Origin of the sequence: Tabrizicola sp. (assembly GCF_041913445.1) — a bacterium.
GTDB lineage: Bacteria > Pseudomonadota > Alphaproteobacteria > Rhodobacterales > Rhodobacteraceae > Tabrizicola.
The window spans coordinates 3,070-17,457 of the sequence record NZ_JAYSFG010000039.1; the positions used below are offsets into that span (position 1 = coordinate 3,070).

Annotated in this window: 13 protein-coding genes and 1 riboswitch; of the genes, 7 read left to right on the forward strand and 6 right to left on the reverse strand. The window is 66.9% G+C overall.

What is annotated here, in order from left to right:
• The 4 genes from lnt to aroA all read left to right on the forward strand — a co-directional run.
• A partial coding sequence (gene lnt / locus ACE3Q6_RS21580) for an apolipoprotein N-acyltransferase (protein ID WP_374437023.1) occupies window positions 1-1,080 on the forward strand: 1,080 nt, incomplete at its 5' end.
• Between the two features lie 37 nt (window positions 1,081-1,117).
• A riboswitch (SAM-SAH riboswitch) is annotated at window positions 1,118-1,166 on the forward strand.
• Between the two features lie 6 nt (window positions 1,167-1,172).
• On the forward strand, window positions 1,173-2,339 hold the full coding sequence (metK, locus tag ACE3Q6_RS21585) for a methionine adenosyltransferase (protein ID WP_374437025.1): 1,167 nt from the start codon (window positions 1,173-1,175) through the stop codon (window positions 2,337-2,339).
• Between the two features lie 123 nt (window positions 2,340-2,462).
• Window positions 2,463-3,152, forward strand: a complete 690-nt coding sequence (locus ACE3Q6_RS21590; protein ID WP_374437028.1) for a tRNA (guanosine(46)-N(7))-methyltransferase TrmB — start codon at window positions 2,463-2,465, stop codon at window positions 3,150-3,152.
• Between the two features lie 106 nt (window positions 3,153-3,258).
• Window positions 3,259-4,605 (forward strand): 3-phosphoshikimate 1-carboxyvinyltransferase, encoded by a 1,347-nt coding sequence (aroA, locus tag ACE3Q6_RS21595; protein ID WP_374437030.1) that lies wholly within the window; start codon window positions 3,259-3,261, stop codon window positions 4,603-4,605.
• Between the two features lie 157 nt (window positions 4,606-4,762).
• Here aroA and ACE3Q6_RS21600 read toward each other — a convergent pair whose 3' ends face one another.
• The 4 genes from ACE3Q6_RS21600 to ettA all read right to left on the reverse strand — a co-directional run bounded on the left by ACE3Q6_RS21600 (window position 4,763) and on the right by ettA (window position 9,250).
• Complete coding sequence (locus tag ACE3Q6_RS21600) at window positions 4,763-4,921, reverse strand: DUF3309 family protein (RefSeq protein WP_374437032.1); 159 nt, start codon at window positions 4,919-4,921, stop codon at window positions 4,763-4,765.
• Window positions 4,922-4,999: 78 nt separating this feature from the next.
• The gene (locus ACE3Q6_RS21605) at window positions 5,000-5,908 is read right to left on the reverse strand and encodes an alpha/beta hydrolase (RefSeq protein WP_374437035.1); all 909 of its coding nucleotides are present in this window, start codon (window positions 5,906-5,908) and stop codon (window positions 5,000-5,002) included.
• Between the two features lie 171 nt (window positions 5,909-6,079).
• Window positions 6,080-6,967, reverse strand: coding sequence for a hypothetical protein (locus ACE3Q6_RS21610; protein WP_374437037.1), 888 nt, complete (start codon window positions 6,965-6,967; stop codon window positions 6,080-6,082).
• Window positions 6,968-7,594: 627 nt separating this feature from the next.
• On the reverse strand, window positions 7,595-9,250 hold the full coding sequence (gene ettA, locus ACE3Q6_RS21615) for an energy-dependent translational throttle protein EttA (RefSeq protein WP_374437039.1): 1,656 nt from the start codon (window positions 9,248-9,250) through the stop codon (window positions 7,595-7,597).
• Between the two features lie 119 nt (window positions 9,251-9,369).
• Between ettA and ACE3Q6_RS21620 the strand changes: the two genes are divergently transcribed.
• The gene (locus tag ACE3Q6_RS21620; RefSeq protein ID WP_374437041.1) at window positions 9,370-9,972 is read left to right on the forward strand and encodes a nicotinate-nucleotide adenylyltransferase; all 603 of its coding nucleotides are present in this window, start codon (window positions 9,370-9,372) and stop codon (window positions 9,970-9,972) included.
• Window positions 9,973-10,036: 64 nt separating this feature from the next.
• On the opposite strand, the gene ACE3Q6_RS21625 is transcribed toward ACE3Q6_RS21620, so the two are convergent.
• Window positions 10,037-10,912: a GNAT family N-acetyltransferase gene (locus ACE3Q6_RS21625; RefSeq protein WP_374437043.1), complete on the reverse strand. Its 876-nt coding sequence runs from the start codon at window positions 10,910-10,912 to the stop codon at window positions 10,037-10,039.
• Between the two features lie 141 nt (window positions 10,913-11,053).
• On the opposite strand from ACE3Q6_RS21625, the gene dacB reads away from it, so the two are divergent.
• Together dacB and ACE3Q6_RS21635 are read left to right on the forward strand one after the other, a co-directional pair.
• A complete protein-coding gene (gene dacB, locus ACE3Q6_RS21630; RefSeq protein ID WP_374437050.1) occupies window positions 11,054-12,526 on the forward strand; it encodes a D-alanyl-D-alanine carboxypeptidase/D-alanyl-D-alanine-endopeptidase in 1,473 nt (490 codons plus the stop codon).
• Between the two features lie 314 nt (window positions 12,527-12,840).
• A complete protein-coding gene (locus tag ACE3Q6_RS21635) occupies window positions 12,841-13,074 on the forward strand; it encodes a hypothetical protein (protein ID WP_374437045.1) in 234 nt (77 codons plus the stop codon).
• 5 nt (window positions 13,075-13,079) lie between these two features.
• On the opposite strand, the gene ACE3Q6_RS21640 is transcribed toward ACE3Q6_RS21635, so the two are convergent.
• Complete coding sequence (locus ACE3Q6_RS21640; protein WP_374437047.1) at window positions 13,080-14,342, reverse strand: NAD(P)/FAD-dependent oxidoreductase; 1,263 nt, start codon at window positions 14,340-14,342, stop codon at window positions 13,080-13,082.
• Window positions 14,343-14,388 lie beyond the last annotated feature (46 nt).

Here is a 14,388-nt window from a genome sequence, read left to right on the forward strand (position 1 = left end):
GGGGTGATCTTCACCGGATTTCCCTGGGCGATGCTGGGCCATGTCTGGATCGGCACGCCTTTGGACCAGCTGGCCGCCCTGGGTGGGCCGTCGCTTCTCAGCCTTCTGACGCTTCTGGTTGCGGCCCTGCCGGTCCTCTTCCGGCTGCGGGGCGCGGTGGGATCTGCGGCGCTTCTGGCCGCCGGGCTCGGCTTCGGGGTCTGGCGCCTGTCTCAGCCGCTGCCGGACCCGGGGGCCGAGACGTTGCGTCTGGTCCAGCCGAACGCCGAGCAGTCGGTCAAGTGGGAAGCCGCCCGCGCGCAGGAGTTCTTCGACCGCCTGACCATGCTGACCGCGCGGGATGGTCCGGCAGACCTGACGATCTGGCCGGAAACCGCGGTTCCTTACATGCTGGAATACAGTCCGGAGGTCGCCGGCATGGTCGTCGCGGCTTCGGCTGGCCGCCCGGTGGCGCTTGGCATCCAGCGTGAGGAGGCGGGGCGCTTCTACAACAGCCTCCGGGTCCTGGAAGGCGAGGGCGTGCAGACGGCGCTTTACGACAAGGCACATCTTGTCCCCTTCGGCGAATACATCCCCTTCGGCGACCTGGCCTACGACTGGTTCGGACTGCGGGCCTTCGCGGCACAGGCGGGGAATACCTATTCCGCCGGTCCCGGGCCGCGGGTGCTGGACCTTGGCCCTTTCGGCAAGGTACTGCCGCTCATCTGCTACGAGGCGATCTTTCCCCGCGACGTCAACGCGATGCCCGAACGCGCCGACTGGATGCTGCAGATCACCAACGACGCCTGGTTCGGGGTCTGGACCGGTCCCTTCCAGCACTTCGACCAGGCACGGCTGCGCGCGGTGGAACAGGGGCTGCCCCTGATCCGCGTCGCGAATACCGGCGTCACCGCGGTGGTGGATGCGCGGGGCCGCGTCCTGGCCGAACTGCCCTTCGGAACGATGGACGCGCTGGACACCCGGATTCCCGGCGCCCTGCCGCCAACGCCCTATGCGCTCTGGGGGGACGGCCCCGTGGCGCTGTTGCTGGCTGGTCTCGCGGCGCTGGCCATGTCCGGTCGGCGGCGAGCTTCCCATTGACGGGGTTCCCCGGCCCGTCTAGGCAGACGCATCTTGATCCCCCCCACAACGGCTTCCTGGCGTGGCGGGATGAACCCAACGGAGCACTTCCCATGAGCCGCCTTGACTATGTCTTCACGTCCGAGTCCGTCTCGGAGGGCCACCCCGACAAGGTCTGCGACCGCATCTCGGATGCCGTCCTGGACGCCTTCCTGAAGGAAGAGCCGAACGCCCGCGTCGCCTGCGAGACCTTTGCCACCACGAACCGCGTGGTGGTCGGCGGCGAAGTCGGCCTGTCCTCCAAGGAGGCGACGGCGGCGATGATGCAGCGGATCGACGGGATCGTCCGCGACTGCGTCAAGGACATCGGCTACGAACAGAAGAAGTTCCACTGGGACAAGATCAAGGTCCACAACTACATCCACGAACAGTCCGCGCACATCGCGCAGGGCGTCGACAAGGATGGCGCGGGCGACCAGGGCATCATGTTCGGCTATGCGACGCTCGAGACGCCGGAATACATGCCGGCTCCGATCCAGTATGCCCACGCGATCCTGCGCCGCCTGGCCGAGGCGCGGAAATCCGGTGCGGAACCGACCCTGGGCCCGGACGCGAAAAGCCAGCTCACACTGCGCTACGCGAACGGCAAGCCGGTCGAGGTCACGTCGATCGTGCTTTCGACCCAGCACACGTCCAAGCGCCAGACCTCGAAGGTCATCCGCAAGATCGTGGAGCCTTACATCCGCGAGGTCCTGCCCGACGGCTGGATCACCCGCAAGACCGAATGGCACGTGAACCCCACCGGCACCTTCGTCATCGGCGGCCCGGACGGGGATGCGGGGCTGACGGGCCGCAAGATCATCGTCGACACCTACGGCGGCGCGGCTCCGCATGGCGGCGGTGCCTTCTCGGGCAAGGACCCGACCAAGGTGGACCGCTCGGCCGCCTATGCCGCGCGCTATCTTGCGAAGAACGTGGTGGCCGCGGGTCTGGCGGAACGCTGCACCCTGCAGGTGTCCTACGCCATCGGCGTGGCCAAGCCCCTGTCGATCTATGTCGACACCCACGGGACCGGCCAGGTCGAAGCATCCCGCATCGAGAAGGCCGTGGCCGAGGTCATGGACCTCACCCCGCGCGGCATCCGCACGCATCTGGAGCTGAACAAGCCGATCTACGCCCGGACCTCGGCCTACGGCCATTTCGGCCGCGCGCCCGAGGCGGATGGCGGTTTCAGCTGGGAGCGCACCGACCTGGTCGAGGCGCTGAAGAAGGCCGTGTGATCCGGGGAGCCGTCCTCGGGGCATCGAGCCCCTCGGACGGCGTCGCCAGTTCCGGCTCCGGTCGCGCTTGACCCTTGCGTGGCGCTCTGATTGAAGGCCCCGGATCAAATCCGGGGTCTTGTCATGTCCGAGGCGGGCGAACGCCGCAATTTCTATGGCCGCATCCACGGCAAGACCCTGCGGGCGCAGCAGAAGGCCGATCTGGAAACGGGTCTGTCAGCGCTGTCCCTGAAGGGCGTCACGCGGGAAGAGAACCCTGAGCGCGCCACCTTGGACCTGTCCTTCACCGGCGGGCGGCCCCTCTGGCTCGAGGTCGGCTTTGGCGGGGGCGAGCACCTTGTCCACATGGCCTCCCGAAACCCCGACATCTTCCTCATCGGCTGCGAGCCCTTCGTGAACGGCATCGCGATGCTGCTGGGCAAGCTCCGCGACGGTCAGATCACCAACGTCGCGATCCATCCCGGCGACGTGCGCGATCTCTTCGACGTGCTGCCGGATGGATGCCTGCAGAAGGTGTTCCTCAACTATCCCGACCCCTGGCCCAAGGCGCGCCATCACCGTCGCCGCTTCGTCACGCAAGGTTATTTGACCGCGCTGGCCCGCTGTTGCGCGCCGGGGGCCGAGTTCCGCGTGGCCACCGACATCCCCGACTATGTGCGCCAGACGCTGGAAGAGGTGCCGCAGGCGGGCTTCAAGCTGGTGTCCCAGACGGGGCAGGGCGAGGCCTGGAGCGACTGGCTCTCCACCCGCTACGAGCAGAAGGCGCTGCGCGAGGGGCGCGAGCCGCATTATCTGACCTTCCGTCGGGGCTGAGGCCGGAGTTTTCGAAAACCCCGGATCGATTTCTTTGAAGAAATCGGGGTCGCGCCCCGCATTCGCTTGCGCTATCAGGCTTCGCGGAACGACAGGGGAGACGACGATGTCCGGTCACGGCGAAGCGCAACCGATGAAATCCCGGAAATCCGGGCCGCTGAAGGGCGTGGCCGCGGTGCCGGGCGACAAGTCGATCTCGCACCGCAGTCTGATCTTCGGCGCGATGGCGGTGGGCGAGACGAAGATCTCGGGCCTCCTCGAAGGCCAGGACGTGCTGGACACCGCCAAGGCGATGCGGGCCTTCGGGGCCACCGTGACGCAGCATGGCGAAGGGTCCTGGACGGTGAACGGCGTGGGCGTCGGCGGCTTCCAGGAACCGGCGGATGTACTGGACGTCGGCAACTCGGGGACCGGCGCGCGGCTCATCATGGGCACGATGGCGACGACGCCGATCACCGCGACCTTCACCGGGGATGCCAGCTTGCGGAAGCGGCCCATGGGGCGGGTGACGGACCCGCTGAGCCTTTTCGGAGCCCGCGCCTATGGCCGGCAGGGCGGCCGCCTGCCGATGACCATCGTCGGCGCGGCGAACCCCGTTCCGGTGCGCTACGCCCTGCCCGTCGCCTCGGCCCAGGTAAAGTCGGCGGTGCTTCTTGCGGGCCTGAACGCCCCGGGCGAGACCGTGGTGATCGAGAAGGAACCCACCCGCGACCATTCCGAGCGGATGCTCGTCGGCTTCGGCGCCAAGCTGCACGTCGAAAAGACGGCCGAGGGCCATGTCATCACTCTGACGGGCCAGCCCGAGCTGCGTCCGCAGACCGTGGCGGTCCCGCGCGACCCGTCCTCGGCCGCCTTCCCGGTCTGTGCGGCCCTGATCGTCGAGGGGTCCGACATCCTGGTCCCCGGCGTCAGCCAGAACCTGACCCGCAACGGACTTTACCTGACCCTGGTCGAGATGGGCGCGGACATCGAGTTCCAGAACCCCCGCGAAGAGGGTGGCGAGCCGGTGGCGGACCTGCGCGTCCGGTTCTCTGGCAACTTGCAGGGGATCGAGGTTCCGCCGGAACGGGCGCCGTCGATGATCGACGAATACCCGATCCTGTCGGTGGTGGCCGCCTTCAGCCACGGCCGGACGGTGATGCGCGGGGTCAAGGAACTGCGGGTCAAGGAAAGCGACCGGATCGACGCGATGGCCCGGGGGTTGGAAGCCTGCGGTGTGCGGGTCGAAGAGGATGAGGATACGCTGATCGTCCACGGCATGGGCCCAGGTGGGGTTCCAGGCGGGGCCACGGCGAAAACCCACATCGACCATCGGATCGCGATGAGCTTCCTCGTCTGCGGGCTTGCCGCGAAGGCTCCGGTTTCGGTCGACGACGGCTCGCCGATCCAGACGTCCTTCCCGATCTTCGAGGGTCTGATGCGTGGCCTTGGGGCCGAGATCGAGCGGAGCTGATCCCGGCCCGCTTGGCTTCAGAACACGTCGAGCAGGTAGAGGATGATGATGATCGGGATCGGAATGCCGATCAGCCAGGCAAGTGCGCCTTTCATGGGGTTCTCCTTCGGGTCATTGGTTGCCCTGTCAACGCGGGGCGACAGGGCCGGTTCCCGCGCTAGACCCGGCCCATCAGGACCAGGATCAGCAGGATCACCAGCAGGATGCCGACCACGCCCGAGGGCCCGTAGCCCCAGGACCGGGAATAGCCCCAACTCGGCAGTGCGCCGATCAGGATGAGGACGAGGATGATGAGGAGGATTGTGCCGAGCGTCATGGCTTGCCCTTTCGCTTCCGGGTCCGGCGTGGCCCCGTTCGGCCAAAGAACGCGGATCCTGACGCGCGGGTTCCGCCGCTAGAACGGCCAACGATCCTCGGCAAAGGCGGTGATCGTCGCAGTGATCCGCTCGAAGCTCGCCGTGGCGCGCGGGACGGAGTGCCGGGCGCGCAGGTAGCCATGGACGAGGCCGGGTTCGGTGATGGCCTGTGCCCGGCCCCCGGCCTGGGTGATCTTCCGGGCGTAGGCTGGCGCGTCGTCGGCCAGGGGGTCGCATTCGGCGGCGATGGCGAGGGTGGGGGGCAGGCCGGTGAAGTCGGTGTCCTGCAGCGGGCTGACCGTGGGGTCGCCGTACGGCGCGGGGCCGTCGTGGCGGATGTCCTTGTAGAAGAGGACGTCGTCGCGGGTCAGCATGGGAGCGTTGGCTTGGGTGAGGCAGCTGCCCGCGTTCAGGTCTCCGCCGAGGCCGGGGTAGATCAGGACCTGGCCCTTGATCTGCGGGTTGCCCCTCAGGGCATGGCAGGTGGCGGCGGCGAGGTTGGCGCCGGCGCTGTCTCCCACCAGGATCAGGGGGCCGTTCTGGGCGAGGGCGCGGGCGACTGAGCAGGCGTCGTCGAAGGCGGCGGGGTGCTTGTGTTCGGGGGAGAGTCGGTAGTCGGCCGCGACGACGGTCAGGCCGGTGGCCCCCCGGATGTCGGCGCAGACCCCGTCGTGGGAGTGGAGGCCGCCCACCACGTAGCCGCCGCCGTGGAGGTAGAGGACGGTGGGCTGCTCGCCCGGGTAGATGCGGCAGGGGACACCGGCGATAGGTTGGTCGTGGGAGGTCACTCCGTCCGGGTAGGGGCTGTCGAAGGCCGCGCACATCCGGTCGTAGATCGCCCGTTGCTCGGCGATGGAGAGGGTGGCGGTGTTCTCGGGGTAGGAGGCGTTGGTTTTTTCGATGAAGGCCCAGGTGGGGGCGTCGATGAGGGTCTGGTAGTCGGGCATGGCGGCCTCATGGTTTGGAGGGGAGTGTAGGGGCCGCAAGGGGGTCTGTCCACGCAGGACAGGATTTCGGGGTGAAGGAAATCAAGGGGTTGGGTGTGGGCGTTAGGGGGGTGTTAAGGATTGGGGGGCACTATCGGAGGGATTGGCACACCGACAAAGTGCGGAGCTAGTTTACTGGTCGATTGGCGGTGTGAACCTCAAGTAGTCTTTGAGCATCCCAGAATGGTCGAGTCCTGCTTCAAAGGATTTTGGAAGTTCAAACAGCTTGCCGGACGCAGTTGATCGAAACTGTCTAGCTCTATGGCCTTCAAAGTTATCTGAGCCATGATTCACCCAAGGCAGAACATGAACGTGGCGATCGAACCTGATGAATACCAACCCTTGCCGTTCATCGAGAAGAATCTTGTTTCTTGGCATTTCTCGGCACGCGACGGTCACAGGTTCAAAATGATTTCTCTCAACATCTAAAAGTTGTGCACGAACCGATTTGAGTTCATCGTTTAGGGCGAAAGAGAAACCAAACTTTGCAGTGACCGCAAGAAACGCTGACTTCATGTCAGCTATTCTCGCCTTTCTGTTGCTATAACGCTGTGAAAATGTGACATTGAATTGATCTCCTGGTCCAAATTTGGAGATGTGCTCCTGAAAGGCTGACATGACTTTCCAGTGGTTGTGCCTTGGCGACATTGTGAAGAGCTTTTTGTTCCCCTCTGAGACTAAATGAGCATTTACCTTGATTCCTGCCGCTTCGAGCACGAAACGGCCAGCACCATCGCCTGCACCGGGAAGAATAGCCCTTCTTGCCGATTCAAAATCTTCGCGGAGCTTCAAATAATGGTCGTACTTGCTTCCTGCGTAGTTATTGCAGTTTCGACAAGTTAGGACAATCTCACGTCCATTTACTGACTTTGGTGGAACATGTTCCAGAGTCAGGATTCTTGCTTCGAGAGCGTCCTTTCCATAGGCAGTGCAGCACAATGGGCAAACGCACAGCTCTTCATTTATTCCTAATGCGTTAAGTGCTGCGGATGCCTGGGCAAAGAGTTTATCTCGTTTCATATCACAATAATACCATAGTGTGGCGTCGCATTGCCTTCGAAACGATCAAGGCCCATCTTTTGGTACGGTATTTACCCCTTGGCCCAGAATCAAGGGCGGTAGCCCGGCGAGCCGCGCCCTCCCTCCCCCCGGGAGGGCGCTTTGTGATGGCACTCTGCAGAACTGCGGTGGGAGGGGGTGAGGGATAAAGGGCGTCGATCCGGCGTTGCTGCGCCCGTCCGAGGGAGGGCGCGGCCCTCTTGTTGCGAGGGGTGGTGGGCAGGGTGCCCACCCTACGGTGCGGGTGGGGAGAGTGGTTTTGGGGTGGTTGGTGTTGTGCCCCCACCCTGCCCCTCCCCACGAGGGGGAGGGAGGCCTGGTGGTGGGGGGTGTGTGGTGTGGTGCGCCATGAATGCGCACCCTACGGGTGGTGCGCTGTAGCGCACCCTACGATGGGGTGGGTGCGGGAGGTGGGTGGTGTCATCCCCGCGGAGGCGGGGGTTCAGGTGGGTGGCCGGGGATGGGTCCCCGCCTGCGCGGGGATGACTGGTGGGGAGGGGGAGTCGGGCTGAAGCCCGACCTACGGGGGGTGCGGGGGGAGTCGGGGCGGGCCCCGACCTACGCAAGGGAGTCGGGGCAGGCCCCGACCTACCGGGCGAACCGCTTATACTTCACCCGCTTCGGCTCCAGCGCGTCGGGGCCGAGGCGGCGGACCTTGTCTTCCTCGTAGGCCTGGAAGTTGCCCTCGAACCATTCCACATGGGCGTCGCCCTCGAAGGCGAGGATGTGGGTGCAGAGGCGGTCGAGGAAGAAGCGGTCGTGGCTGATGATGATCGCGCAGCCGGCGAAGTCTTCGATGGCGGCTTCCAGCGCCTGCAGGGTTTCCACGTCCAGGTCGTTGGTCGGTTCGTCGAGGAGGAGGACGTTGCCACCGGATTTCAAGAGCTTGGCCATGTGGACGCGGTTGCGTTCCCCGCCTGACAGGAGCCCGACCTTCTTCTGCTGGTCCGTCCCTTTGAAGTTGAAGGCCCCCGTATAGACGCGGGAGTTCATGGCGAGGTCGCCCAGGTGGATGACCTCGGCCCCGCCGGAGATTTCCTCCCAGACGTTCTTGTTCGGGTCCAAGGCGTCGCGCGACTGGTCGACGTAGGCGAGCTTCACAGTCTCACCCAGCTTGATCGTGCCGGCGTCGGGTTGTTCCTGGCCGGTGATCATGCGGAAGAGCGTCGACTTGCCGGCGCCGTTCGGGCCGATGACGCCAACGATGGCGCCGGGCGGCACGGTGAAGGACAGGTCCTCGATCAGAAGCTTGTCGCCCATCGCCTTCTTCAGGCCCTCGACCTCGATCACCTTGTTCCCAAGGCGTTCGCCGTTCGGGATGATGATCTGCGCGGTGGTGGCGCGTTCGGTGACGGTCTGGCTTGCCATCTCGTTGTAGCGGTTGAGGCGGGCCTTGCCCTTGGCCTGGCGCGCCTTGGCGCCGGAGCGGATCCACTCCAGTTCCTTTTCCAGCGCCTTCTGCTTGGACTTGTCCTCACGCGCCTCTTGCGCCATCCGCTTGGCCTTCTGGTCGAGCCAGGAGGAATAGTTGCCCTCATAGGGGATGCCCCGGCCGCGGTCGAGTTCCAGGATCCAGCCGGTGATGTCGTCAAGGAAATAGCGGTCATGGGTGACGATCAGGATCGTGCCCTTGTAGTCGATCAGGTGCTTCTGGAGCCAGGCGATGGACTCGGCGTCCAGGTGGTTGGTCGGTTCGTCGAGAAGCAGCATGTCTGGCTTCTCAAGCAGCAGCTTGCACAGCGCCACCCGGCGGCGTTCCCCGCCCGAGAGCGTGGTCACGTCGGCATCATCCGGCGGGCAGCGGAGCGCGTCCATCGCGACGCCGACGGTCGCCTCAAGCTCCCACAGGTTCTGGGCGTCGATCTGGTCCTGCAGCTGCGCCATCTCGTCCGCGGTCTCGTCCGAGTAGTTCATGGCGAGTTCATTGTAGCGGTCGAGGATCGCCTGCTGGGCCGCGACGCCGAGCATGACGTTCTCCTTGGCCGTCAGCGCCGGGTCCAGGTACGGCTCCTGCGCGAGGTAGCCGACCTTGGCACCCTTGGCAGCCCAGGCCTCGCCTTTGAAGTCCTTGTCCATCCCGGCCATGATCTTCAACAGCGTGGATTTCCCCGCCCCGTTGACGCCGACGACGCCGATCTTCACGCCGGGCAGGAAGTTCAGGTGGATGTTCTCGAAGCAGGTCTTGCCGCCCGGGTAGGTCTTGGAGACGTTCTCCATGTGATAGACGTATTGATAGCTGGCCATGACGTGCTCCGGGGATCCTTGGGGTTGGCGCGTATGTAGCGATTGTCGGGCGGAAGGGCAACGGCGGGCGGGTGCGAAGGCCCTTTCCCGACGTCGCGGCTTTGGATAGCCATTGGGCCATGAGACAGGGGTTTCCCATTGCGACGCGGGGCATGGTCGTGGGCCTTCTCGGCGGGTCCTTCGATCCGGCGCATGAGGGGCATGTGCATATCACGCGCGAGGCGCTGAAGCGGATGGGGCTGGACCAGGTCTGGTGGCTGGTCACGCCGGGAAACCCGTTGAAGGCGCGGCAGCCGGCGCCGCTGAAGGACCGGATCGCGCGGGCGACGGCAGTGATGCGGGACCCGCGGGTGCGGATCACGGCGCTGGAGGAGGCGCTGGGGACGCGGGCGACCTATGACACGATCACCCGGTTGAAGGCGATCTATCCCGGGGTGACCTTCGTCTGGCTGATGGGGGCGGACAACCTGGTGCAGTTCCACCGCTGGGGCCGGTGGCGCGATATCCTGCGGTCGGTCCCCGTGGGGGTGCTGGCGCGGCCGGGGTCGGGGGTGCAGGCGCGACTGTCGGTGGCTGCGCGGGCGTTCCGGGTGCACCAGGTCGACCGGGGCGAGAACCTGCGCGGGCGGAAGGCCCCGGTCTGGGCCTTCGTGAACCTGCCGATGAACGACGCCTCATCGACTGAGATCCGGGCGCGGGGAGGGTGGAAGTCGGGGCGCTGACGGCCTTTGGCGTCACGGTCCCGTCGGGCCGGGGGCGGCCTTCGAGTTGATAGACGGCGGGACCTCAGAGCCGCTTTTCCAGCCAGATGTCCGCCGGCTCGCCGGTATAGGGGGCGGTCTCGCGCCAGCCGGTCGCGCGGTATAGCGCCAGGGCCTCGGTCAGGGCCGAGTTGGTGTCGAGCTTGAGGAGCGCCAGACCCATGCCACGCGCCTCGTCCTCGATCGCCTGCATCAGACGCCGCGCAAGTCCCTGGCCCCGTGCGCTGTCGTGGACCCAGAGGCGCTTGACCTCGGCCGTGGTCGCCTCCAGCGGGCGAAGGGCGACGCAGCCTACTGGGAGGTCATCCGACCAGGCCACCAGGCAGCGGCCATGGGGTGGGCGGTAGCTGTCCGCACCGGGGTCGGGCAGGGTGAACTTCGCCGTGCGGGTGGCGGGGATGCGCAAGGCGAGTTCGTCGAAATAGGACTGCCAGCAGAAGCCGACCTCGGGGCTGTCGGGGTCTGCGGACCGGATCTCCAGCTGGTCGCGGTTGAGAAGCGTCGCGATCAGGTCCATCGCCGCCACGACCTCGTCGGCCCGGGACCCCGCGCGGGCGATCAGTCGGGCGGCACTGTCAAAGCCGATCCGCTCATAGGCCGCCATTTCGGCGCGCCCCGCGTCGGTCAGCCGCGCGATCCGGCGGCGACGGTCGGTCGGGTCCGTTGCGGTCGTGATCAGCCCCTCGCGCTCCAGGCTGCGCAGAAACCGGCTTGTGAGGCCGGAATCGAGCGCAAGCTTGTCCCGGATCAGCGCCACATCCGTGCCTTCAGGGCGGACCAGCTGCAGGACGCGCGCCATGCCAAGCGGGCGGCCACGGCCAAGGAACGAGGTGTCCAGCGCCCCCACCGCACGCGTGACGGCGCGGTTGAAGCGGCGGAGGCGGGCGATGGCATCCAGCATTGTCGGACCTATGTCAGCTATTTTGTCTGACAGTAGTCAGATAATCGGCTCACGCAAGCGCGATCTTTCGAGGCGGACGTCAGGCTGGCGGAATCGGCGGGGATGCGGCTATCAGAAGTCGAAGCGGGAAGGGTGGAACGGATGATTTCGCGGCGGATGGTACTGGCCGGGCTCTTGGCAGGCGTGGCGACGCCGGGCCTGGCCGAGATCATGGAAAGCTCGCCCCGCCCGATGGCGCGGGGCGGCAAGGTCGCGGCGGCCCCTGCGGCGAGGGGCCCCCTCGACGCCTCGGATCTGATCGCGGCGGCCAAGCTGGGCGGATCGGTCGCCTATGTCCTGATGGATGCGCGGACTGGCACGCTTCTGGAGGCGCGCGAGCCGGACCTGCCGCTGCCGCCGGCCAGCGTGGCCAAGGCTGTGACCTCGCTTTACGCGCTGGAGAAGCTGGGCGCCGGCTACCGCTTCCTGACGCGCGTCCTGGCGACGGGACCCGTGGCAGGGGGCATGGTGCAGGGCGATATCGTCCTGGCGGGCGGCGGCGATCCGACGCTGCAGACCGACCAGCTGGGCGACCTGGTGGCGCGACTGGCGCAATCGGGGCTGAAGGGCGCGACGGGGCGGTTCCTCTACTGGGACGGCGCGCTGCCGCGTCTGGACGGGATCGCGCCGGACCAGCCCGACCACGTCGGCTACAACGCCGCCGTCTCGGGCCTGTGCCTGAACTTCAACCGCGTGCATTTCGAGTGGAAGCGCGTCTCGGGCGACTGGCAGACCACCGTCGACGCCCGGGGCGAGCGCTTCCTGCCGCAGGTCGGCATGGTCAGGGTTGCCGTGGCGCAGCGCGAGGCCCCGCTTTTCACCTATGGCCGGGGCCGGGTCGAGGAATGGACCGTGGCCTCGGGCGCGCTGGGCAAGGGCGGCAGCCGATGGCTTCCGGTGCGCGATCCCGGCGCCTATGTGGCCGAGGTGTTCCGGACGCTCGCCCGGGCGCAGGGAATCCGGCTGGAGCCCGGAGAGCGCGTGGCCTCGGTGCCCTCCGGGCAGGAGATCGGCCGCGTCGAAAGCGAGCCGTTGCCCGAGGTGCTGCGCGACATGCTGCGCTACTCCACCAACCTGACGGCGGAATGCGTGGGGCTGACCGCCTCGGGGCAGGCGTCGCTTGCCGTTTCGGGTCGCGCGATGTCGGATTGGGTGCGGGCGACCTTCGGGGTCGATTTCGACCTGCACGACCATTCCGGACTTGGCGGGGCGTCACGGGTGACGGCGGCGGGCATGGCCAAAGTCCTGGTCCAGGCCGGACGCGAACGCCGGGGCCTGCACGAGATCCTGCGCGATGTCGGGATGAAGGACGACAAGGGCAAGGTGATCGAGGGCCATCCGGTCAAGGTCCTGGCAAAGTCGGGCACGCTGAACTTCGTCTCGGGCCTGGCGGGCCATATCGTGCCGCCGGGCGGGCGGGAACTGGTCTTTGCGATCTTCTCCGGCGACCCCGCGCGGCGCGATGCGGTGCCGGTGGCCCTGCGGGAAGAGCCGGAGGGCGGCAAGGCCTGGACCGGCCGCGCAAGGCGGTTGCAGGGGCAACTGGTCCGCCGCTGGGCCGAACTCTACGCGTGATCCGGCCCGCCGGGGGGCGCTATCCTTTCGACTAGGCTTGCGATCTTCAGATAGATTGAACCCGACGCGGATCGGCGTATTTTCAGGATCATGGAAGGCGAGCCTGCAAGCACACGCTCTTCCGCCCTTTCTAAGGTGTCCGGCGAAGGCCGGGTTACGGAAAGCCCGGTGCCGCTGCCACCGGGCTTTTTCCTTTTCCTGAGGGTCCGCACTGTGACACTTCTGCCACGGTCCGTCGGCCGCGTGGACGGCGGGGGAACCAAGCGGTCGGTCCCTCGGTTGGCCTGCACTGCCGCTCCTAGAAAGGATCTCCCATGAAACTTGTTGCCCCTGCCCTTGCGCTTTCCATGGCGCTGTCCTCGACCGCCGCCCTGGCGGGCGGCCCGATCGTCGTCGAAGAGGAAATCCAGCCGGATGTCATCGTCGAGGAATCCACCCCGCGTTCGGGCTGGATCGTCCCGGTGATCATTGGCGGGATCCTCCTGTGCGCGATCGCCTGTGGCGACGACGATGACGACGCCCCGGCGCCCGAGCCGGTCATCGAGTGAAGTGATCAGAACCGGTCCGGCCGACACGCTCTGGCGGCCGGGCCGGGATCTCGGCCCTGGATCAGGTCCGTCACGATGCGCGCCGTCACCGGGGCCATCGTGACGCCCAGATGTCCATGGCCGAAGGCGAGGATCACCTCGTCCCCGCCCGAGGATTGCCCGATCACCGGCAGGCTGTCGGGGATCGAGGGTCGGAAGCCCATCCATTCCCGGTCCGGGGTCCCCAGGTCCGGGAAGAAGGCCCTTGCGCCGTCGACCAGCCGGGCAATCCGGTGGGGGGAGGGCGGCAGGCTCAGCCCGCCCAGCTCGACAGTGCCCGCGACGCGCAGGCGGCCCGCCATCGGACAGAAGTAGAACCCCCGCGCCGTGGGGCAGGAGGGGCGGGTCAGAAGCGGCTCGGCCATGTCCCATTCGACGTGGTAGCCGCGTTCGGTGTCCAGCGGGATGCGGTCGCCCGCCATTGCCGCAAGCGCCCGGGAATGCGCCCCGGCGGCGATCACGACTCGACGCGCGTGCAGGTGCAGACCCGGCCCTTCGATCACCACGCCGTCGGGCTTCCGCTCCAGCCTTTCGGCGCGGGCGGGGATGTGGCGCGCCTTCTCCAGCACGGCGGCGGCGATCACCCCCATCATCCGACCCGGATCGTCGAGGAAAGTCGCCCCGGTGAAGAACGCCGCGCCGCCAAGGCCTTGCGGCAAGTTCGGCTCCAGTTCGGCCAGCCGGTCGGGGCCGACGAGGTCCACCTCCACTCCCAGCTTCCGGCGCTGGTCCAGCTCGGTCCAGGCCTGGGTGAAGGCTTTGGGGCTTTCGTAAAGGTAGAGGCACCCCCGCCGCTGCAATATCCCGGCCCCCTGCACCCGCAGCGCGAGGTCGTCCCACATCTCGGCCGCCCCGGACAGGAGTGCGGCAAGGCTGCGCGCGTTATGTGCGGCCTGGGCCGGCAGCGATTGCCAGAGGAAGCGGAGGAGCCACGGGGTCAGCGATGGGAGCGCGCGGTGGCGGATGGCGAGCGGGGAGGTGCGCGAGAAGAGGAGAGACGGCAGCGACCTCAGCACATCCGGCGTGCCGACGGGGCTGGTGGCGTAACCGGCGATGGTTCCGGCATTGCCATAGCTTGCGCCCATCCCAGGCTTCCCGGGATCGACCAGCACCACCTCGTGGCCCTGGTCCACCAGTTCCAGCGCGATGGTCAGCCCCACCACGCCCGCGCCGATCACGGCGATCTCGGTCGTTTCGCGCATCGGGTTGCGGCCCGCGCCCGGGGGCACGGGCCTCGTCCTTACATGCAGGCCTCAAACAGGGCGCGGGTGTTCT